We start from the raw sequence: 18,873 nt of genomic DNA on the forward strand, positions 1-18,873 counted from the left end.
CCCAACCACGGAGACTGAGATGGACACGCTTCTGCCCGCCTACAAAAGCGTCGGAGAGCGGCGCTACCGGGAGACCTCGGGCCTCTATTTCGAGGATTTCGAGCCCGGCGACGTGTTCGAGCACCGGCCCGGCCGCACGGTTCTCGAGACCGACAACACCTGGTTCACCCTGCTGACGCTGAACGTCCAGCAGGTCCATTTCGACGCCGCCTACGCGCAGAAGACCGAGTGGAAGCGGATGCTGGTCGACTCGACCTTCACCCTGGCGCTGCTCACCGGCATGAGCGTGCGCACGGTCTCGGCCAAGGTCGTGGCCAATCTCGGCTGGGACAAGGTGAAGGCGACCCATCCGGTCTTCGCCGGCGACACGCTCTATGCCGAGAGCACCGTGCTCCACAAACGCGAGTCGAAGAGCCGCCCGACGCAGGGGATCGTCACCGTGGCGACGCGCGGCCTCAACCAGGACGGCAAGGAGGTGATGAGCTTCGAGCGGACCATGCTCGTGCACAGGCGCGGCCATTCGCCCGAAGAGGCGGCGGGCTACTGAGGGAGGCCGACATGACACCGAGCGAACTCTACCGCGCCAAGCTGGCGAGCCCCGAGGCGGCGGTGGCCGCCATTCCCTCCGGCAGCCGCGTCGCCATGGGCATGGCGATGGCCGAGCCCCCGGCGCTGCTGAAGGCGCTGGCGGGACGGGCCGAGGCCGAGCCCGCCCTCGACCTGCGGCTCTACTATTTCGAGGCGACCTCGATCGCCGGCGACACGGTGCTGGCCTACGGCCTTCGCGACCGGATCCGGCCCTATTGCATGTTCATGACCGGCATCGACCGCGCCCGCGTGAAGGAGGGGGTCGCCGACGGGAACACCAAGTTCCTGAACTACGTGCCGAACAACTTCCATCAGTCGCCGCGCCTCCTGATCGAGGAGGCGCAGGTGGACACCTTCGTCTGCACCGTCTCGGCGATGGACCGGCACGGCTACATGAGCTTCGGCACCGGCAACGACTATTCGACCGCCGTGGCGCGGGCGGCCAAGCGGCTGATCGTCGAGGTCAACCCGCGGATGCCGCGGGTGTTCGGCTCCGGCGCGGCGCTCCACGTCTCCGAGGTGACGGCAATCGTCGAGCACGAGGCGCCGCTCCTCGAACTGCCGGTCCGCTCGGGGTCCGACACCGACCGCACCATCGCCAAGACCATCGCCGGCATGGTGCCGGACGGGGCCTGCCTCCAGATGGGCGTCGGCGCGCTGCCCAACCTGGTCTGCGGCGAGCTGCGCGGGCGCAGCGACCTCGGCATCCACAGCGAGGTGATGTGTCCGGGCATGGTCGACCTGATCCGGTCCGGCAACGTCACCAACCGGGCCAAGGCGCTCAACCGGGGCAAGAGCGTCTTCACCTTCGCCATGGGGCAGACGGCGATGTACGATTTCCTCGACGACAACCCGGCGGTGGAGAGCTGGCCGGTCGACTACGTCAACGACCCGCGCACGATCTCGCGGAACGACCGCGTGGTATCGATCAACGGCACGATCGAGATCGACCTGACCGGGGCCTGCAACTCCGAGCACATGCTCGGCCACCAGTACTCGGCCTCGGGCGGGCAGCTCGACTTCGTGCGCGGCGCCTATGCCTCGCGCGGCGGCCTCTCGATCATCGCGGCCACCTCCACGGCCGCGCACGGAAAGGTCTCGCGGATCGTGCCGCGCCTGTCCGGCCCGGTGACGACCCCGCGCATCGACACGCACTGGATCGTCACCGAGCACGGCGCCGCGAACCTGAAGGGCCGCTCCTCCACCGAGCGGGCGCAGGCGCTCATCGGCCTCGCCCACCCGGACTTCCGGGGCGAGCTGACCGAAGCCGCCAAGGCCATGCACCTGATCTGAAGGGGAAGCGCGGAGACCGTCCGCGCCGCTCAGAACCGTCCGGCCAGCGTCAGCCGGACGGCGGTGGGCTCGGCCGGGTGGAAGTGCTTGTCGGCGACGCCCTCGGCCGGCTCGCCGGGCAGGCGGGACTCGTAAAAGTAGGTGATCTGGTCGGCCCTGGCGTTCGTCAGGTTGAGGATGTCGAGGGACAGGCTGAACCCGTTCTCGAAAGCGTAGCCGACGCGGCCGTTGAGGAGCGCCGTCGCCTTCGAGCGCACCGAGTTGTCCTCGATCAGCGGGCGGGGCCCGAAATAGCGCAGGCGCAGCGCGCCGAACCAGCCGAGCCCCTCGCCGAAGGTGATGCCGGTCGCGGCGATCAAGGTCGGCGCCTCCGGGATGCGGTTGCCGGCGGGGTCGTAGGACGAGAAGCGGGCATTGGTGAGCGTCAGGTCGCCGTCGAGCCTCAGCCAGGGCGCCAACGCGTAGCGGTTGGTCCACTCGACGCCGAAGCGCCGGCTCGGCCGGCTCGGCTCTGTGGTGCCGGTATCGCCCTGGAAGAGGTTTTCCGAGGCGAAATCGAGCCGGAACAGGGCCACCGCCGTCTCCAGCCCCGCGACCGAGCGGTTGCGGATGCCGATCTCGTAGCCCTCGGACGGCACCAGGAAAGGCGAACGCTGGAGATTGAACAGCGAGCTCGCCGGATCGACGGTGGCGGTGACGCCGCGCGCGTCGTTCGAGTGGAAGCCGCCGCCGTAATTCACGAACAGCTCGGTGCCGGCCCAGGGCCCGAGCACCAAGCCGAGCTTCGGGTTGGCGATGCTGTCGCGAGCCTTGCCGGAATTGGCCGCCGTGTCCGAGACCACGTCGGCATAGTAGGTGTCGACGCGAAAGCCGATGCTCGTGCGCAGCCAGTCGGTCCAGCGCACGCGGTTGTCGAGATAGAAGGCGCCGCTCGCCTCCAGCACCCGGTCGTCGAGAACGGTCGAGAGATAGCCGCGCCGCGCCGTGTTGAAGAGGCCGACCCGGATCGAGTCGGTGCGCGTCTGGACGCCGATCTCGGTCTCCATCGGCCGGCCGAGGAGGTCTCCCTTGAACACGCGCGAGACCTCGCCGCCGCCGAGGATGCGCTGGTCGACCTGATGGAATTGGTCGCCGTCGACGGGATTGTTCAGAAAGTAGGTGAAGTCGTTGAAGAGGCTCATCCGGTAGCCGATGACGTAGGCCGAGGCCCGCGTGATCCCGCCCGCGTCCGATGCGCTCCAGCGGCCGGAGAGGGAAAGGCGGCTGGTGTCGCCGCCATCGGTCGGGTCGAGCGTTCCGAAGCGGCCGATCAGGCCCTCGGAGACGGCCCGCTCCGGGATCTGGTTCGTCGCGGTCCAGCGGCCGGCATAGGCCATGCCGGTGATGGCGAAGCCGTCGGTTTGCGTGCCCTGGCTGTAGCGGGCGACGCCGTTGACCTTGCGCAGCCGGTCGGGAACGTCCCAGGGGCCGTCATAGGTCTGCGCCTCGCCGGCCACGAGCAGGGTGCCGGCCCCCAGCGGAGCCGAGGCGATGGCGAGCGCGCGCTTGTAGCCGAAGCTGCCGAAGCCGGTCAGGGCGAGATTGCGCTCGGTCTTGTCGAGATAGTCGATGCGCACCGAGCCGGCGGAGGCGAAATCGCCGTCGCGCACGAAATACGGGCCCTTGTGGAACTCCACCGCGCCAACGAGCTCGGGGATCAGGAAGTTGGCGTCGGCATAGCCCTGGCCATGGGCATGCGTGCGCATGTTGACCGGCATGCCGTCCACCGAAATGGCGATGTCGGTGCCGTGATCGAGATTGAACCCGCGCAGGAAGTACTGGTTGGCCTTTCCCTCCCCCGAATGCTGGGTGACGATGAGGCCGGGCACCGCTTCCAGCACCTCGCCGGGCCGGGTGACGGGGCGGCTGTTGATCGCGGCACCGGAGACCGTCCCGGCGCTCGCCGCATCGACGGTCGGCGGCGCGCCGCCGATGCCGCTGGCGCCACCACCGGCGGAGGGCGTCTCGGCAACCGGGGCCTGCGCCGAGACCGCCAGCTCGGACAGGCTCACGGCCTCGCCCCCTGCGGGCTGCGCCCAGGCGGTGCCGCCCGCCAGAAAGAGGCAGGCCGCCGCGCCGCCGCGGAGCGGGACGCGCGCGCCCGCCTGTCGACGGCGAGGGGCGGAACGGCGATGAAGGATCGGCATCGGCGGGGAGGGGCGGGCGTGGCGACAGCCCCCAGCTTACACGGCGCATGTATGAGAAAAATACGAAAACTTCATACGTTCGCGCGATCGCCCGGCCTGTTGCGGCGCAGCATCAGCCGGCGTCCGGGACGGTCTCCCGATGACGAGGATCGTGCGCGTGATCGTGTCCGCCAACCTCAGCCCTGCCTTCCGGGATCAGGTGCAGATGGCCGTAGCGGACGCCGCGCTGGGTGGTGACGCTGTCGGCATAAGCGCGCATGGCGTCGGCCGATCCGCGCAGCACCGCGACCTCCAGGCAATCGTCATGCGTGACATGGACATGCATGCTGGCCACGGAGACGCCGTGCCGGTGCCCCTCGTCGGTCAGGCGGCGCGCCAGGTCGCGCGTGGAGTGGCTGTAGACGTAGCTGAGCGCACCGTAGCAGGCCGGCGACCCCGCCTGCGCCGCCTGGGCCGGAGCGAGCGCGTCCCGGACGATGTCGCGCACGGCCTCCGAGCGGCTGCCGTAGCCGCGCGCGTCGCAAAGCCGGTCGATGTCCGCCAGCAAGGCGTCGTCGATGGTGATGGTGATGCGCTGCATGCCGATCCGCCCGTTGCCCGACCGCCTTGGTACGGGGACCGGCCCCGGCTGGCCAGATCGCCAACGCGGCCGTCGCGTTCGGCCTTCCGGCACCGTTGCCCTCGGCGGTCAAGCCGCCTATAGAACCCGCGTTGCCGAGAGCGCCCTTCGTCTATCGGTTAGGACGTCAGCCTTTCACGCTGAAAAGGCGGGTTCGACTCCCGCAGGGCGCGCCACGCCGGCTCGAGCGAGCTGTCGGCGACAGAGACCTTCCTGGACGGCGGGGAGGCGCAGGCCCGCTGGCACTCCCTCATCCAGGCAGGACGGCACCTCGCCCGGACCCTCACGCGCGCCGCGCGCGTTCAAAGCATGGCCGCAGTCCTGCACTTTCTGCGGCGCCTGCTCGCGACCTCGACGAGCCTGCGAAACGTCGGGCATTCCATATGCGACGGGGCGGGGCAGTCGGCGACATGGCGGAGCGTGTCGCGCAGCGCGGTCAGCTCGCGGATCCGCCGGTCGATCGCGTCGGCCTTCCGATGCAGCACGGCGCGCGGCAGGTCCGGCCGCCCGCCCGGCCCGAGCATGCCGGCGATCTCGCCGAGCGAGAACCCGGCCGATTTGCCCATCGCGATCAGCTCGAGCCGCAACATCACCTCGGGCGGGAACTGCCGGCGCAGCCCGTGCCGCGACACGGACGCGATCAGCCCGGCATCCTCGTAGAAGCGCAGCGCCGACGGCTTGACTCCGCTCCGCGCCGAGACCTCTCCGATATCCAGAACCTTCATGCTTGACCTCAAGCTCACTTGAAGTGGCAAGGTGCCGAGGATCGTTACCTCAGACAAGGCTATCGCCATGGACCGTCGGCAGAAGGTCGAACCACTGTCGTGGAATTCCCCTCGCGGCAACGCGTGGGCCGACCTGCAACCGATGCTCGATCGGCTGTTCCGGCCGTTCGAGGATTGGATCGCGGATTGCGTCGCCGACCGGGGTGCCCGTGACGTGCTCGATGTCGGGTGCGGCGCCGGCGCGACCAGCCTGGCCATCGCGCGGCGGCTGGAGCCGGGCGGATGTTGCACCGGCATCGACATTTCCTCGGTGCTGGTCGAGATCGCGCGGCGTCGCATCGCCGAAACCGGCCTGGACAATGTCCGCTTCCTGGCGGCGGACGCGCAACGCCATGACTTTGCCGGGCAACGCTACGATGCCGTCGTCTCCCGCTTCGGCGTCATGTTCTTCGACGATCCGCTCGAAGCCTTCGCCAATATCGCCGGCGCCGTCCGGCCGGGCGGAACCTTGCACTGCGCCGTATGGCGAGGCCCCGCCGACAATCCCTTCATGACGACGGCGGATCGGGCCGTCCCGGACATCCTGGGCGCGGCCGCCCCGCCCGATCCGCACGCGCCCGGCCAGTTCGCCTTCGCCGACGCGCAGAGGGTCGAAACCCTCCTCGCCGCGAGCGGCTGGGACGGTATCGAGATCCAGCCTCTCGACCTGCCCTGCACCTTGGCGGCGGGCGATCTGTCGGTCTACGCGCGCCGCATGGGGCGTGTCGGCATGATCCTGCCGACCCTGGACGAGGCCGCGCGCCGCGAGGCCGAAGCCAGGCTCGACCAGGCGTTCGCTCCCTTCGTCGCGGGGGGAACGGCGCGGTTCAACGCCGCCTGCTGGAACGTGAGCGCACGCAAGCGGTCGTCGGACTGAGGCGAGCGCGGGAGCCGGGCCCCTCACGCTGGAGGCCGAGAGCGCCCGCCGAGGCGGTCCGCCGGACGTCGCTTACGTCGAGCGTGGGCGCGAATCGGCGGACGGACCCGAGGCCAGCAGCAATGGCCTCCGGGACCATCTCATGCATTCGACCCTGTGAGCATGCGCGTTTTTGCTCCCGATAGCGCGCCGCCCCCCCCTCGGAAGCGCTCGCCCTCGCGCGAGCGGGATCGGGCGCTCGGCGCGGGCTCACCAGCGATAGCGGGCCGTGGCCAGCACCGTGCGCCCCTCGCCGAAGGAGCAGGATCCGAATCCGTTGCAGGCGGCGATGTATTCCTTGTCGAAGAGGTTCTTGACGTTGACCGTCAGGCTCAGGCCGAGCAGGCGGGGATCGCGCTTGCCGAAGTCGTAGGTGATCGCCGCGTCCCCCAGCAGGAAGCCCGGAACCTTGGACCGGCGGGTGACGTAGCCCGGCTCGTTCCAGACGTTGGACGCCGTCCCGTAGGTCGAGCTGATGTAGCGGATGCCTCCGCCGATCGCGAAGCCGTAGAGGGGGCTCGACGGCAGGAAGGCGTTGTCCGCCCACAGGGCGGCGGTGTGCCGCGGGACCGCGACCGGCACCTTGCCCTGGTTGGAGATGCTGCCGCTCCCGTCGATGAGGACGGTCGTCTCGGAGCTCTTCGTGACCTCCATGTCGATATAGGTGTAGCTGGCGATCAGGTTCAGCCCCTCGGACAGGCTCGCCTTCGCCTCCATCTCGAATCCGCGCGAGCGGATCTGGCCGTCGACGGTGACGTCGAAGGTCGGCGACACGGTGGCGACGTTGTTCTTGACGAGATCGAAGGCCGCGAAGGTGATGAAGGCGTTGTAGCCGGGGGGCTGGTACTTGAGCCCGACCTCCCATTGCTCGCCGGTGGTCGGCGGATAGGCGCTGCGCCCGCTCACGTTGGAGAGAGAGGGCTCGAACGAGGTCGCGTAGCTCGCATAGGGCGCGAGCCCGTTCTCGAAGAGATAGACGAGGCCGGCGCGGCCCGTGAACGCCTTGTCCGCCGCCTCGGCATTGCTGAGCAGCGTGCCGGTCGCGATCATGGTCCGGCTCGTGCCGATCTGCGACCAGTCGTGCCGCCCCGAGAGCCACAGCCGCCAGTTGCCGAAGGCGATCTGGTCCTGCGCGTAGACGCCGGTCTGCTCGATCCTGTTGCCGAAATGGACGAGGGGGCGCGGCTTGACGAAGGGCTGGCTGTTGTTGGGGGCGAGGATGTCGATCGTCGGGGCCGCCGAGAAGCCGTAGTCCCAGGGGCCGTCCATCCACTGATAGTCGACGCCCACGAGCGCGGTATGCGCCAGCGGCCCGGTCGAGAACTTCGCCTCGAGCTGGTTGTCGAGGGAGAGATTGGCGATCTGGTGCCGGGAGATCGTGGCGAAGCGCGACAGCGTCCGGCCGTTGGCGGCGAGCGCGCTGAAGTCGACGCTCTTGAACGTGTCGGTCAGTTCCCCGTAGCGCAGGTTCGAGCGGAAGGTCAGCGCCTCGTCGAAGCGGTGCTCGAACTGCGCGCCGATCCAGGCCTCGGTCCGCGCGAAGCGGTTCCAGCTCCTGTCGCCCTGGAAGAAGGTCTCCCGCACCCGGCCGCCGCCGGGGATGCCGAGGATCGTGCCGCGCGGCGAGACGAAGCCGGCATCCGAGGTGCTCGGATCGCGCTGATAGACCCCCTGGAGCGTGAGCGAGGTCTGGGCCGAGGGCCGCCAGGTGAGGGACGGCGCCAGAAGGACGCGCTGCTCCTCCTGGTAATCGACCTGGGTCCGGGCATCGCGCCCGAGGGCGACCATCCGGTAGAGGAAGGTGCCCTCGTCGTCGAGCCGGCCGCCGACATCCACGCCGCTCTCGACATAGCCGCGGCTGCCGACGCGGGTGAAGACCTCGCGCACCGGCACGTCGGTGGGCTTCTTCGTCACCAGATTCACGAAGCCGCCCGGCTGCGCCCGCCCGTAGAGCACGGAGGAGGGGCCCTTGAAGACCTCGACGCGCTCCAGCAGGTAGGGATCGAACTGGACGGCCGTGCGCGCCGGGAAGTTCCAGCGCAGGCCGTCGAGATAGGACACGTAGGAGGCATCCGCCGAGAAGCCGCCGAAACCGCGCACGAACACCGGATCGAACCGGCGGCTCTGGAGGCCGGCGGTTCCGGTGACGATGCCGGAGCTGTAGCGGAGCGCCTCGCTCACGGTGGTGGCGCCCTGCTCCTCGATCTGGTCCCGCGTCACCACCGAGATCGACTGCGGCGTCTCGATGATCGAGGCGTCGGTCTTGGAGGCGGTGGCCGAGCGGGAGGCGACGAAGCCGCGCACCGGGCCGTAGGCGCTCTCGGCGCCCGTGCCGCTGCCGATCACCGACAATTGGTCGAGGGCCACCACGCCGCTCTCCGTGCCGGGCACGGCGCTCCAGCTCGCCGGAACGATGGCGGCGGTTTCCGCGTCGGTGAAGCGATGCACCAGCCCGGTGCCCGCGAGCAGCAGCGTCAGCGCCTCGCGCGGGGCGTGGGCGCCCGTCACGCCCCCGCTCAGCCGGCCCGCGAGCAGGCTGCTTTCCGCGACGAGGCGGAAGCCGCTCGCCCGCTCCCAGGCGGCGGCGGCCCCGGCAAGGCCGCCCGCCGGGATGTCGAAGGAGACCGCCGCCGCCGGCGCGGTCGCGGCGTCCTGGGCCCATCCGGCGGAGGTCTGGACGAGGCCGAGGGCGGTCGTCACGAGCAGGCCGGCGAGGCGCAGGCGGAGGGAAGAGGGCAGGCGCGGCATGGGGCGGGCGACTTGGGGCACGGAGTCCTGAGAGGGGAGGCCGTCGTGCCGGAAGTCGACCGTCCCGATCACAAAGACGCCGCCGCCGGGCGGACGCACACCCTCCGTCGCAAAAAAATCCGGTCGGCAAAAAATCGGTCGTCAAGACTTTTGCCGGGCCGCCTTCAACGGGAGCCGGCGGCCCGTTCGGGATCCGCGCGGATCACCACGAGCCAGGGCAGCCGGAGCACGCGGATCGGCAGGGCGGCCTCCAGCGCGTCGAGCATGCGCTCGCTGTCGCCCGCCGCGAAGGTGCCGGTGACGCGCAGCCGGTCGAGCCCCGCCCCCGCCAGCACGATGCGGCCCCGCCGGTAGCGCCCGATCGCCGCCGCGACCTCGGCGAGGGGGCGTCCCTCGAAGGCGAGCCGGCCCTGGCGCCAGGCCGAGAGCTTGCGGGTGTCGACGGTCTCGACGGCGCCGAGCCCGGCGCGGGTATAGGCGACCTGCTGGCCCTCGCCCAAGGTCACGTCCTTCGCGCCGGCATCGACGCGGACCCTGTGCTCGGTCACGAAGACGCTCGTCCCCGTCTCGTCCTGGCGCATGTCGAAGGCGGTCCCCAGCGCCCGCGCCGTTCCCGTGTCGGCCTCCACGACGAAGGGCCGGCCCGCGTCCGGCGTCACGGTCACGAAGATCTGCCCGGCATACAGGACGAGCCGGCGCCGGCCGCCGTCGAACCTCACGTCGAGGCTCGTTCCGCCGTCGAGCTCGACCCGCGAGCCGTCCGCGAGGACGAGGTTGCGCCGTTCGCCCACCGCCGTCCGCTCGTCGGCGAAATAGGCCTCCGGCGGCCCGAAGGCGCCCGACAGGAAGAGGAAGCCGAGGGCTCCGGCGAGACCGAGACCGCCGACGAGCGCCGGCATCCGCGATTTGCGGCCGCGCAGGGCCGGCCCGAGGGCGCGCCACAAAGTCTCCGCCCGCCGTCCGGCGGCGCGATGGGCCGGGTCCTCGTCGAGCCAGCGGTCGTAGCCGGCGCGCGCGCCGGCCTCGTCCTCGCCCGCATGCAGGCGGACCTGCCAGTCGAGGGCGGTCTTCGTCAGCGGGTCGAGGGAGGCCGGATCGGGGGGGAGATCGTCGGGATCGGTGTTCGGATCCATCGCGGGGGGCGGGCTCGAGCGCGGGGACGCCGCCCCCGCTTCCATAAAGACGCCGGAAGGCGCCCGATCAACACGGCCGCCGCGCGAAATTCCCCGGCCGGGGTCGTCAGGGGGCGTCCGCGAGGGCGGCGAGACAGTGCTTGAGGGCGCTGCCGATATACTTCGCCACCGCGGTCGGTGAGACGCCGAGCCGCCGGGCGATGGCCGCGTGGCTCAGGCGCTCGACCCGGTTGAGCAGCAGCGCCTCCCGGCAGCGCGGCGGCAGGCGGGCGAGCGTGCCGCAGAGAATGCGGTACTCCTGGCGCGCGCAGAGCGTCCGCTCCGCGTCGGGCGCCGGATCGGCGACGATCTCGACCATCCCGTCGAGCGGGACATGGAGCCCCCGCCGCCTGTCCTGGCGCAGCATGTCGCGCGCCAGATTGGCGACGACCCGGCGCAGGAAATGCCTGGGGTTGGCCACGGGAAGCCCCCCTTCGGCCCCCGCGCTGAGAACGCGCACGACCGCGTCCTGAACGACGTCGGCCGCCCGCTCCCTGTTGCGCAGATGAGATTGCGCCAGCGCGTGCAACTCTTCGTAATACTGGCGGAGCAATCCATCGAGGATCGTTCCGTCGAGGCACACCGGCTCGATCGAGTGGCAAGAGGCCGTCATGGATATTTTCGGCTGGTTCTATGATGCTTGGATGTCGCTCGAAATCCTGCCGCCGAACAAGAGCGATGTTTTAGAGACGATCCAGACTGATCTCATCCTGAACGCGGCAAAGCCGCGATGATCTTGCAAGCCATTGAAGCGGCTTCGAAAAAATCCCGTCCGCGCGATCGCCGCCCTCATGGGCCGGGCCGCGGATTCGGGCGACGCGTGGATCCTGTGCAACATCCTCGGCGGGAGCGGCCTCCCGAAACGGGTAAGGGGAGGCAGGCGACGGGCTTCAGGCCGGGCGGCAGAGGGCCTGGGCATGGGCGACGCGCAGGGCGTTGCGCGCCTGCCGGTCCGCCGCGCAGGGCTCGCCCCCCGCCTCGACGGCCCGCTTGACCGCGAGCAGGCGGGGATCGCCCCAGCGCGCGAGCAGCGCCTGGAAGGCAGCGTGCCGCTCGGGCCGGTACGCGATGCGCCGGCCCTCGCGATCCTTGCAGGGGTGGGACGGATGGCAGGCCGCCAGCGGGACGAGCCCCGCCGGGATCGAGGCCGTCGCGGCATGGGTGCGGCCGCCGCGCAGCAGGCGCGGGACGATGAAGGAGCGCGGCCCCGGCCCCGCGCCGGGCGGCGCGAACAGCTCGATCCGGCCGATGCGGGCGACGAACAGCCGGTGCGCGTCGAGCGTGTCCAGCCGGCACAGGACCGGGACGTCCGCATCGAGGACGGAACGGCCGGCCGCCGCGCGCAGGGCCGCCAGCGTGGCCGGGTCGCGTGTTCGCAGGCAGGCGTCGGCGGCGGCAAGGCCCAGGCCGAGATCGAACAGCACGCCGCCGCGATCCTCGGGGCGCGCGGCCTCCGCATCGGGCCCGAGCTCGGTGAGCACCCTGCGCCGGCCCATGGCGCAGGCGGCTTCCGGGAGGCAGAGGGCGACGGCATGGCTCCAGTCCCGGCCGAAGGCGGTCTCGTAGGCGACGGGGCGCAGACCCGGCAGGTCGCGCAGGGCGATGGCGCCGCGCGCGGTGGCGAGGCCGAGGCGCCCGTCGGCGAGGGCGGAGACGGGCTCCTCGGGATCGCGCCGGAACTCGGCGAGCGCCCCGAATCCGCCGAGGCTCCACCCGGTCTCGGGATCGGCGAGCGCATCGCGCAGGAAGGCCGGCACCGCGTCGAGCCGCCGGCTCGGGAACGCCGTGCCGGGCAGGGTCAGCCGCGCTCCCAACCTTCGCGGGTCTCGGCGACGAAATCGGCGAGCCGCCCGTGGAGAATCGCCGTCCGCAGGCCCGCCATCAGGTCCTGGTAATAGGCGAGGTTGTTCCAGGTCAGCAGCATCATGCCCAGGATCTCGTCCGAGCGGACGAGGTGATGGAGATAGGCGCGGGAATAGTCGCGCGCGGCCGGGCAGGAGGAGGCGGGGTCGAGGGGCGCGGGGTCCTCGGCGTGGCGGGCGTTGCGCAGGTTCACCCGACCGTGCCGGGTATAGGCGAGGCCGTGGCGGCCGGCGCGGGTCGGCATCACGCAGTCGAACATGTCGATGCCGCGCTCCACCGAGCGGACGATGTCGTCGGGCGTGCCGACGCCCATGAGATAGCGCGGCTTCCCCGCCGGCAGATGCGGCTCCACCGTCTCGATCATGGCGAGCATCACCGCCTGCGGCTCGCCCACCGCGAGGCCGCCGATGGCGTAGCCCTTGAGGTCGAGATCGGCCAGCGCGCGGGCGCTCTCGACGCGCAGAGCCGGGATGTCGCCCCCCTGCACGATGCCGAACATGGCCTTGCCCGGCTGCTCGCCGAAGGCGACGCGGCAGCGCTCGGCCCAGCGCAGGGACAGGCGCATGGCCTTCTCGATGGCAGCTTCGTCGGCCGGCAGGCGCACGCATTCGTCGAGCTGCATCTGGATGTCGGAGCCGAGCAGCCCCTGGATCTCGATGGAGCGCTCGGGGCTCATGCGGTGGGACGAGCCGTCGATATGCGAGCGGAAGGTGACGCCGTCCTCGTCGAGCTTCCTCAAGCCGGAGAGCGACATCACCTGGAAGCCGCCGGAATCGGTGAGGATCGGGTGCTCCCAGCCCATCATCCGATGCAGCCCGCCGAGCCGGGCGACGCGCTCCGCGCCGGGGCGCAGCATCAGGTGATAGGTGTTGCCGAGCACGATGTCGGCGCCGAGCGCCCGCACCTGGTCGGCATACATCGCCTTGACGGTGCCCGCCGTGCCGACCGGCATGAAGGCGGGCGTGCGGATGTTTCCGCGCGGCGTCGCGATCTCTCCGGTGCGGGCCTGCCCGTCCGTGGCATCGACCCGGAACGCGAACTCGGTCATGGGGCGGGGTCCGGGAAGAGCAGGCTCGAATCGCCGTAGGAGTAGAAGCCGTAGCCCTCGGCGATCGCGTGGGCATAGGCCGCGCGCATGGTGTCGAGACCGGAGAAGGCCGAGACCAGCATGAACAGGGTCGAGCGCGGCAGGTGGAAATTGGTCATCAGCGCGTCGACGGCCCGGATCTTCGTGCCTGGCGTGATGAAGATGTCGGTGAGCCCGGCGAAGGCCGAGAGCCGGCCGTCCGCGTCCGCCGCGCTCTCCAGCAGACGCAGCGCCGTGGTGCCGACCGCCACGACCCGGTTGCCGCGCGCCCGCACGGCGTTGAGCGCCTCGGCGGTCTGCGCGTCGAGGAAGCCGGTCTCGGCATGCATGCGGTGCTCGACGGTGTCGTCGGCCTTCACCGGCAGGAAGGTGCCGGCACCGACATGCAGCGTCAGCCGGTGGCGAGCGATGCCCCGCGCGTCGAGCTCGGCGAGCAGCGCGTCAGAGAAGTGGAGGCCGGCGGTGGGGGCGGCGACCGCGCCGGGCTCGGCGGCGTAGACGGTCTGGTAGTCGGTGGCGTCGCGCGCGTCCGCCGGGCGCTTGCCGGCGATGTAGGGCGGCAGCGGCAGGGTGCCGATGGCGGCGATGCGCTCGTCCAGCAGCGGCCCGGAGAGCGCGAAGCGCAGGGCGATCTCGCCGCCCTCGCCCTTCTCCTCGATCGTCGCCGACAGCTCTCCGAGATCGCAGGGCGCGCCCTCGGCCCGCGCGCCGAAGCGCAGCGCGTCGCCGACGGCGAGACGCTTGCCGGGCCGGGCGAAGGCGCGCCAGAGATCGGGCGCCTCGCGCCGGTGCAGCATCGCCTCGACCCGGATCGCGGGCAGGCCGGCGCGCAGGCGGACACCCTCGAGCCGGGCCGGAATCACCCGCGTGTCGTTGAAGACGAGGGCATCGCCGGGAGAGAGCAGGGCGGGCAGGTCGCGGACCGCGCGGTCGGCCAGGGCCTCGCCGGGGCGCACCACGAGGAGCCGGCCGGCATCGCGCGGGACCGGCGGCCTCAGCGCGATCCGCGCCTCCGGCAGCTCGAAATCGAACAGGTCCACGCGCATGGCGCGGGCTCTGCACCCTTCGCGGGCCAGGATCAATGGCGGATGCCTTGACCCGGCCGCGCGAACGGCCACGTCTTCCCTCGTCGACAACAAGAGAGGGCAGGGGATGGCCGAGGATCGCAAACCGGCGGCGCGCAGGCCGAGGATCACCCTCGACGGCCAGCTCGTCGGCTACTGGGACCGCGAGGCGGCGCGCCTCGACGCGCTCGCCGCGCAGGCGCGATTCGGCTGGGTCGGCCGGCGCTATGCCCGCAAGGCCGGGCAGGCCCGCGCCCAGGCCGAGCGCAGCCGCGCGCGAGAGGCCGCGCGGGGCATCGCCCCAGAGCCGGAGGCCGACACGGTATAGCGCAAGCTAAACCGTTTGCCGTGGCCTTGCGGGGGGACGGCCCGGTAGAGGCGTCGCAGCCGACACATCCGCCGGACACCTCCCCATGGACCGCACACAGAAGGCCGCGCTCGCCAGCGCCGGCGTGGGCCTGCTCGTCACCGGGCTGAAATTCGCCGCCTGGTGGCTCACGGGCAGCCTCGCGCTCTACTCGGATGCGCTCGAGAGCATCATCAACGTCGTCGCGGCGGTCTTCGCCCTGGTGGCGCTGCGGGTGGCGGCGACGCCCGCCGATGCCGAGCACCCCTACGGCCACCACAAGGCCGAGTATTTCTCGGCGGTGATCGAGGGCGCGCTCATCATCGTCGCCGCCCTGCTGATCCTGCGCGAATCCTATTACGGCATCCTCGCCCCGAAAGCCCTGGACGCTCCCGTGCTGGGGCTCGCGGTCAACGTCGCCGCCACGGCGATCAACGGGGTCTGGGCGGTCTACCTGATGCGGCTCGGCCGGCGCTGGCGCTCGCCCGCGCTGATCGCGGACGCCAAGCACGTCATGGCCGACGTGTTCACCTCCGGCGGGGTGCTCGTGGGCCTCGGCCTCGTCATCGCCACGGGCTACGCCGTGCTCGATCCGATCGTGGCCGGGCTGGTGGCGCTCAACATCCTGTGGTCCGGCTGGGGCATGGTGCGCGAATCGGTCGACGGCCTGATGGACCGCGCCGCGCCGCCCGAGCTGGTGCGCCGGATCCGCGCGCTGATCTCGGTGCATGGCGAGGGCGCGCTCGAGGCCCACGACGTGCGCACCCGGCACGCCGGACAGGCGACCTTCATCGACTTCCACCTCGTGGTGCCCGCCGAGATGACCGTGCAGGAGGCGCACGCCATCTGCGACCGGGTGGAGGCCGCCATCGAGGCGGAGGTGGAGGGCGCCGTCGTCGTCATCCATGTCGAGCCCGCCGATCACGCCAAGGCGATGGGCGTGCCGGTGCTCTGACGCCGGAAATCCATCGACAATCTCCGGCAAACTCAAGAAACATCTTTCCCGATTTAGATCAGCAACATGGATGAAGGCTGCGTGACCGGGAAATATTCGCTGACACAGGCCCCGTTAACCATCCCGAGGTAAGCCTTCTCTTGCGCTGCACTTCGACGGCGCCAGCAAGAACGCTCACTTTCCGAGAACGCTCATGGGCCTCTTCGATGCCATGGCGACATCCACGATGGGGGTGTCGGCCCAATCGTATGCGCTGAACAACATCTCCGGGAACATCGCCAACGCCTCGACGGCGGGCTTCAAGGGCACCGACACCAGCTTCGCCGACCTGCTCGACCAGACCGGGAGCGGCGTGCGGATGACGTCGCGGGCCAGCACGCATGTGCAGGGGAGCGTCGCGACGAGCGACGTCGCCACCAACCTCGCCATCTCCGGCAACGGCTATTTCGTGGTCCGCCAGAACACCGGCAGCACCGACGCGCCGGCCTTCACGGGCGACACGGCCTATACGCGCCGGGGCGATTTCGCGCCGGATGCGAACGGCTATCTCGCCAACGGCGCCGGCAACTACCTGTTCGCCGGCCCCTCGGCGAGCGCGCCGGTGCGGGTTTCCAGCGCCGACAGCGCCTCCCTGGCGAGCGTATCGGTCGCCAATGACGGCTCCCTCACCGCGACCTATGGCGATGGAAGCACGAAAAGCCTCGGGCAGGTGACGCTGGCGCAGTTCGGATCGCAGGACGGCCTGGAGGCCACGGACGGCGGCGCCTATCTGGCGACCGACCGGTCCGGCCCGCCGAGCTTCGGCCTGAACGGAGCCACCCTCACGGCGGGCTCCGTCGAGCAGTCGAATGTCGGCATCTCGGACCAGTTCTCGAAGATGATCGAGACGCAGCAGGCCTACACGGCCAACACCAAGGTGCTCAACGCCTCCGACGAGATGCTTCAGGACGCGATCACCATGTATGTCTGAGCTCAGCCGCCGTCCGGCTCCACGGACACGGTCTCCCCAAAGATCGGCTCGAAGGCGGCGCGCAGGCGCATGTCGGCCTCCTCCAGGCTGACGATGCGCCCGAGATCGGACAGGCTCGTGACCCCGTGACCGGCGATGCCGCAGGGCACGATGCCGGAGAAATGCGAGAGGTCGGGCTCCACGTTCAGGCTGACGCCGTGGAAGCTCACCCAGCGCCGCACCCGGATGCCGATGGCCGCGATCTTGTCCTCCACCGCCTCGCCCTTCTCGGGCCGCCGCACCCAGACGCCGACGCGGTCCTCGCGGCGCTCGCCCCTGACGTTGAAGCTGTCGAGCGTCGCGATCAGCCAGGCTTCGAGCGCCGCCACGAAGGCGCGCAGGTCCCGGCGGCGGCGGCTGAGGTCGAGCATGACATAGGCCACGCGCTGGCCGGGGCCGTGATAGGTGTACTGCCCGCCCCGGCCGGTGCGATGCACCGGGAACCGGCCCGGCTCGACGAGATCGGCCGCGTTCGCCGAGGTGCCGGCCGTGTAGAGGGCGGGATGCTCGATGAGCCAGACGCGCTCGCGCGCCGCCCCCGCCGCGATCGCCTCGGCCCGCGCCTCCATCGCCGCCACCGCCGCCTCGTAGGGCACGGGCGCATCCTCCACGACCCATTCCACCGGCCCGGCCCCCTGCGCGGGCAGGAACGAGCGGGGGGCCGCCGAGAGCCTCTGATCGGGCGCGTTTACCAAGGCTTCACCCTCTTGCGCGGACTATCGGAACGGACGCCGCACGGTCGCGGCGCGGGGCTTGGGCGGCGCGTGGCGATTCTCGAAGATCTCAAGGTCGATCTCACGGTGGTGCTCGGGCGCAGCCACATGCCGCTGCACATGCTGCTGCGCATGGGCCGCGGCGCGGTGATCGAGCTCGAATCCAGCGAGACGGATATGGTCGAGATCCTCGCCAACGACCACCCGATCGCGCGCGGCCAGATCGTCGTCACCGGCAACCGCATCTCCGTGGAGGTGACGGAGCTGATCCGCAAGGCCGAGGTGGTCCGGGTTCCGGGCGTCACCATCGGCGAGGGCGCGGTGCCCGTGCTGGAGGCGCCGAGCTTGATGGCCTGAGAGGGCCAAGTGGGGCCGGGAGCCGAATGAACCCGCGAGCGCGCTTGTCGGGGCGGATTCGATCTGTTATCCGCTGCGCCGCTCCCGACGGTCTTGCGGCGGGACGCGATGCGGCCATGGCGGAATTGGTAGACGCGCTAGCTTGAGGTGCTAGTCCCGAGAGGGGTGGAGGTTCGAGTCCTCTTGGCCGCACCAACCTGATCCTTATTGCAGATCAAAAGGTTGGTGCTTTGCTTCGGCTTACGGGCGAGCGCGCTTCCATGCGGCGGTGCCCCATATGGCCCTCACGACAGCCCGATCCTGGAAAGTCCCGAAGGCAGGGGCCTCGCCCTCGTCGGCTCATGCCCCCGTGACTCTTCCGGCATGGGGAAGCCCGTCCCGAGCTTCCGTGCACGGCAGGGCGGGCTCGCTCCTCGCCTCGCGTGGCCGCGACGATCCTCGTTAACGCCTTGCTCACCACGCAGGGCAGCCATCCGGCATTGCGCCCGGCGCATGTGCGCCAGAGCACCCGAGCCCCTTAGGCTCGGCCTTAGACCACCGCCACGTAAGCGTGGCGTGAGGGTCCGGGGCTATGGCCTCCAAGGTGTTGTTGGTGCTGGCGATGCTGGTCTTTCTGGTGGACGGGCATGCTCCGGGGGCCCGCGAGATGCGCAACCCCGATGCCGAAGGCGGTGGCGGCAAGGGTCCGGGCTCGGCCCGCCTGTCGCTCACGGCCAAGCGAACCTGAGCGTGACGGCCGGCGTCTGTCCCGGCTCACCTCTCAGTGAGGAATGAAACGGAAGACGCGCCGCGCATCCACATCGAAGGAGCCGAGGAATGTCGGGCAGACGCCCTTGAGGGCCGGCCGGGGAGCGAGCTTAGGGTGCGCTGCGCCCCGCTCGACCTCGTAGGTGGCCAGGAAGTCGTGGAGAAGGATGCTCCCGGTCGAGGAGCGGCAGACCCTGACCCAAGAATACCCGCCGGTATCCATATCGAGGTCGAGGGTCGCCGCCGCCGCGCCATCCTGCTCGATGACGAGTCTTCTGTCGTACTCGGCCAGAAACCAGTGCACGGAACGGCGCTCGACAGCGACGTTCAAGCCGTCGAGCCGGGCTACCGCCCGGTCGTCGAAGTGATCCTCGCGTCCATCCGAGAAGACCATCGCCCCCAAGGCCAAGACGAGGCCGGCACCGACCGCCATCAGGCTGAGCCCA

The 18,873-nt window shown here is 70.6% G+C and carries 20 protein-coding genes and 2 tRNA genes; 11 read left to right on the forward strand and 11 right to left on the reverse strand.

What is annotated here, in order from left to right; translation table 11 throughout:
• Positions 1-19: 19 nt before the first annotated feature.
• A complete protein-coding gene (gene ripB / locus ACP56T_RS11740; protein WP_430912298.1) occupies positions 20-547 on the forward strand; it encodes a (R)-specific enoyl-CoA hydratase RipB/Ich in 528 nt (175 codons plus the stop codon).
• Between the two features lie 11 nt (positions 548-558).
• Positions 559-1,881, forward strand: coding sequence for an acetyl-CoA hydrolase/transferase family protein (locus ACP56T_RS11745; RefSeq protein ID WP_430912299.1), 1,323 nt, complete (start codon positions 559-561; stop codon positions 1,879-1,881).
• Positions 1,882-1,910: 29 nt separating this feature from the next.
• Here the strand turns inward: ACP56T_RS11745 and ACP56T_RS11750 are convergent, their stop codons facing one another.
• Complete coding sequence (locus ACP56T_RS11750) at positions 1,911-4,067, reverse strand: TonB-dependent receptor (RefSeq protein ID WP_430912300.1); 2,157 nt, start codon at positions 4,065-4,067, stop codon at positions 1,911-1,913.
• A gap of 112 nt (positions 4,068-4,179) precedes the next feature.
• Positions 4,180-4,647 (reverse strand): nickel-responsive transcriptional regulator NikR, encoded by a 468-nt coding sequence (nikR, locus tag ACP56T_RS11755; RefSeq protein WP_430912301.1) that lies wholly within the window; start codon positions 4,645-4,647, stop codon positions 4,180-4,182.
• 140 nt (positions 4,648-4,787) lie between these two features.
• On the opposite strand from nikR, the gene ACP56T_RS11760 reads away from it, so the two are divergent.
• A tRNA-Glu gene (locus ACP56T_RS11760) sits at positions 4,788-4,862 on the forward strand.
• Between the two features lie 126 nt (positions 4,863-4,988).
• Here ACP56T_RS11760 and ACP56T_RS11765 read toward each other — a convergent pair.
• Entirely contained in the window at positions 4,989-5,411 is a 423-nt protein-coding gene (locus ACP56T_RS11765) for a helix-turn-helix domain-containing protein (protein WP_430912302.1), read from the reverse strand.
• A 67-nt stretch (positions 5,412-5,478) separates the two neighbouring features.
• On the opposite strand from ACP56T_RS11765, the gene ACP56T_RS11770 reads away from it, so the two are divergent.
• Positions 5,479-6,327, forward strand: coding sequence for a class I SAM-dependent methyltransferase (locus tag ACP56T_RS11770; RefSeq protein WP_430912303.1), 849 nt, complete (start codon positions 5,479-5,481; stop codon positions 6,325-6,327).
• A gap of 249 nt (positions 6,328-6,576) precedes the next feature.
• Here ACP56T_RS11770 and ACP56T_RS11775 read toward each other — a convergent pair whose 3' ends face one another.
• From ACP56T_RS11775 to ACP56T_RS11785, 3 genes are all read right to left on the reverse strand, one after another.
• The gene (locus ACP56T_RS11775; RefSeq protein WP_430912304.1) at positions 6,577-9,135 is read right to left on the reverse strand and encodes a TonB-dependent siderophore receptor; all 2,559 of its coding nucleotides are present in this window, start codon (positions 9,133-9,135) and stop codon (positions 6,577-6,579) included.
• Positions 9,136-9,278: 143 nt separating this feature from the next.
• Positions 9,279-10,247, reverse strand: coding sequence for a FecR family protein (locus ACP56T_RS11780; RefSeq protein ID WP_430912305.1), 969 nt, complete (start codon positions 10,245-10,247; stop codon positions 9,279-9,281).
• A gap of 106 nt (positions 10,248-10,353) precedes the next feature.
• A complete protein-coding gene (locus ACP56T_RS11785; protein WP_430912306.1) occupies positions 10,354-10,899 on the reverse strand; it encodes an RNA polymerase sigma factor in 546 nt (181 codons plus the stop codon).
• On the opposite strand from ACP56T_RS11785, the gene ACP56T_RS11790 reads away from it, so the two are divergent.
• Complete coding sequence (locus ACP56T_RS11790) at positions 10,898-11,020, forward strand: hypothetical protein (RefSeq protein ID WP_430912307.1); 123 nt, start codon at positions 10,898-10,900, stop codon at positions 11,018-11,020. The two genes, ACP56T_RS11785 and ACP56T_RS11790, sit on opposite strands and share 2 nt — an antisense overlap.
• Before the next feature lie 156 nt (positions 11,021-11,176).
• Here ACP56T_RS11790 and ACP56T_RS11795 read toward each other — a convergent pair whose 3' ends face one another.
• Genes ACP56T_RS11795 through queA form a run of 3 tightly spaced genes read right to left on the reverse strand, consistent with a single transcriptional unit; the run spans position 11,177 to position 14,282 of the window.
• Positions 11,177-12,100 (reverse strand): DUF6925 family protein, encoded by a 924-nt coding sequence (locus tag ACP56T_RS11795; protein ID WP_430912308.1) that lies wholly within the window; start codon positions 12,098-12,100, stop codon positions 11,177-11,179.
• A complete protein-coding gene (gene tgt, locus ACP56T_RS11800; RefSeq protein WP_430912309.1) occupies positions 12,085-13,197 on the reverse strand; it encodes a tRNA guanosine(34) transglycosylase Tgt in 1,113 nt (370 codons plus the stop codon). The genes ACP56T_RS11795 and tgt overlap by 16 nt, the downstream gene beginning before the upstream one ends.
• Positions 13,194-14,282 carry a tRNA preQ1(34) S-adenosylmethionine ribosyltransferase-isomerase QueA gene (gene queA / locus ACP56T_RS11805; RefSeq protein ID WP_430912310.1) on the reverse strand — a complete coding sequence of 363 codons (1,089 nt, stop codon included), beginning with the start codon at positions 14,280-14,282 and terminating at the stop codon, positions 13,194-13,196. Before queA ends, tgt begins: the two co-directional genes overlap by 4 nt.
• 106 nt (positions 14,283-14,388) lie before the next feature.
• Between queA and ACP56T_RS11810 the strand changes: the two genes are divergently transcribed.
• The 3 genes from ACP56T_RS11810 (at position 14,389) to ACP56T_RS11820 (ending at position 16,571) form a co-directional block, all read left to right on the forward strand.
• Positions 14,389-14,628, forward strand: coding sequence for a hypothetical protein (locus ACP56T_RS11810; protein WP_430912311.1), 240 nt, complete (start codon positions 14,389-14,391; stop codon positions 14,626-14,628).
• Positions 14,629-14,713: 85 nt separating this feature from the next.
• A complete protein-coding gene (locus ACP56T_RS11815; RefSeq protein ID WP_430912312.1) occupies positions 14,714-15,601 on the forward strand; it encodes a cation diffusion facilitator family transporter in 888 nt (295 codons plus the stop codon).
• Positions 15,602-15,794: 193 nt separating this feature from the next.
• The gene (locus ACP56T_RS11820) at positions 15,795-16,571 is read left to right on the forward strand and encodes a flagellar hook basal-body protein (protein WP_430912313.1); all 777 of its coding nucleotides are present in this window, start codon (positions 15,795-15,797) and stop codon (positions 16,569-16,571) included.
• Between the two features lie 2 nt (positions 16,572-16,573).
• Here ACP56T_RS11820 and lipB read toward each other — a convergent pair whose 3' ends face one another.
• Complete coding sequence (gene lipB, locus ACP56T_RS11825; protein WP_430912314.1) at positions 16,574-17,305, reverse strand: lipoyl(octanoyl) transferase LipB; 732 nt, start codon at positions 17,303-17,305, stop codon at positions 16,574-16,576.
• Between the two features lie 69 nt (positions 17,306-17,374).
• Here lipB and ACP56T_RS11830 point away from each other — a divergent pair, with 69 nt between their 5' ends.
• The 3 genes from ACP56T_RS11830 (at position 17,375) to ACP56T_RS11840 (ending at position 18,407) form a co-directional block, all read left to right on the forward strand.
• Positions 17,375-17,680: a FliM/FliN family flagellar motor switch protein gene (locus ACP56T_RS11830; RefSeq protein WP_430912315.1), complete on the forward strand. Its 306-nt coding sequence runs from the start codon at positions 17,375-17,377 to the stop codon at positions 17,678-17,680.
• 110 nt (positions 17,681-17,790) lie between these two features.
• Positions 17,791-17,875: transfer RNA gene (locus ACP56T_RS11835), tRNA-Leu, on the forward strand.
• Positions 17,876-18,251: 376 nt separating this feature from the next.
• The gene (locus ACP56T_RS11840; protein ID WP_430912316.1) at positions 18,252-18,407 is read left to right on the forward strand and encodes a hypothetical protein; all 156 of its coding nucleotides are present in this window, start codon (positions 18,252-18,254) and stop codon (positions 18,405-18,407) included.
• Positions 18,408-18,440: 33 nt separating this feature from the next.
• Here ACP56T_RS11840 and ACP56T_RS11845 read toward each other — a convergent pair whose 3' ends face one another.
• The gene (locus ACP56T_RS11845; RefSeq protein WP_430912317.1) at positions 18,441-18,860 is read right to left on the reverse strand and encodes a hypothetical protein; all 420 of its coding nucleotides are present in this window, start codon (positions 18,858-18,860) and stop codon (positions 18,441-18,443) included.
• Positions 18,861-18,873 lie beyond the last annotated feature (13 nt).

Source organism: Methylobacterium endophyticum, from assembly GCF_050591105.1.
Classification (GTDB): Bacteria; Pseudomonadota; Alphaproteobacteria; order Rhizobiales; family Beijerinckiaceae; genus Methylobacterium.

What these genes read in the sequence shown, in the direction of transcription:
- ACP56T_RS11820 (WP_430912313.1), top strand. Translation starts at nt 15,795, where the DNA reads ATGGGCCTCTTCGATGCCATGGCGACATCCACGATGGGGGTGTCGGCC.
- nikR (WP_430912301.1), bottom strand. Translation starts at nt 4,647, where the DNA reads ATGCAGCGCATCACCATCACCATCGACGACGCCTTGCTGGCGGACATC.
- ripB (WP_430912298.1), top strand. Translation starts at nt 20, where the DNA reads ATGGACACGCTTCTGCCCGCCTACAAAAGCGTCGGAGAGCGGCGCTAC.
- ACP56T_RS11745 (WP_430912299.1), top strand. Translation starts at nt 559, where the DNA reads ATGACACCGAGCGAACTCTACCGCGCCAAGCTGGCGAGCCCCGAGGCG.
- ACP56T_RS11790 (WP_430912307.1), top strand. Translation starts at nt 10,898, where the DNA reads ATGGATATTTTCGGCTGGTTCTATGATGCTTGGATGTCGCTCGAAATC.
- ACP56T_RS11810 (WP_430912311.1), top strand. Translation starts at nt 14,389, where the DNA reads ATGGCCGAGGATCGCAAACCGGCGGCGCGCAGGCCGAGGATCACCCTC.
- tgt (WP_430912309.1), bottom strand. Translation starts at nt 13,197, where the DNA reads ATGACCGAGTTCGCGTTCCGGGTCGATGCCACGGACGGGCAGGCCCGC.
- ACP56T_RS11845 (WP_430912317.1), bottom strand. Translation starts at nt 18,860, where the DNA reads ATGGCGGTCGGTGCCGGCCTCGTCTTGGCCTTGGGGGCGATGGTCTTC.
- ACP56T_RS11815 (WP_430912312.1), top strand. Translation starts at nt 14,714, where the DNA reads ATGGACCGCACACAGAAGGCCGCGCTCGCCAGCGCCGGCGTGGGCCTG.
- ACP56T_RS11750 (WP_430912300.1), bottom strand. Translation starts at nt 4,067, where the DNA reads ATGCCGATCCTTCATCGCCGTTCCGCCCCTCGCCGTCGACAGGCGGGC.
- ACP56T_RS11840 (WP_430912316.1), top strand. Translation starts at nt 18,252, where the DNA reads ATGGCCTCCAAGGTGTTGTTGGTGCTGGCGATGCTGGTCTTTCTGGTG.
- ACP56T_RS11770 (WP_430912303.1), top strand. Translation starts at nt 5,479, where the DNA reads ATGGACCGTCGGCAGAAGGTCGAACCACTGTCGTGGAATTCCCCTCGC.
- ACP56T_RS11785 (WP_430912306.1), bottom strand. Translation starts at nt 10,899, where the DNA reads ATGACGGCCTCTTGCCACTCGATCGAGCCGGTGTGCCTCGACGGAACG.
- ACP56T_RS11765 (WP_430912302.1), bottom strand. Translation starts at nt 5,411, where the DNA reads ATGAAGGTTCTGGATATCGGAGAGGTCTCGGCGCGGAGCGGAGTCAAG.
- ACP56T_RS11780 (WP_430912305.1), bottom strand. Translation starts at nt 10,247, where the DNA reads ATGGATCCGAACACCGATCCCGACGATCTCCCCCCCGATCCGGCCTCC.
- queA (WP_430912310.1), bottom strand. Translation starts at nt 14,282, where the DNA reads ATGCGCGTGGACCTGTTCGATTTCGAGCTGCCGGAGGCGCGGATCGCG.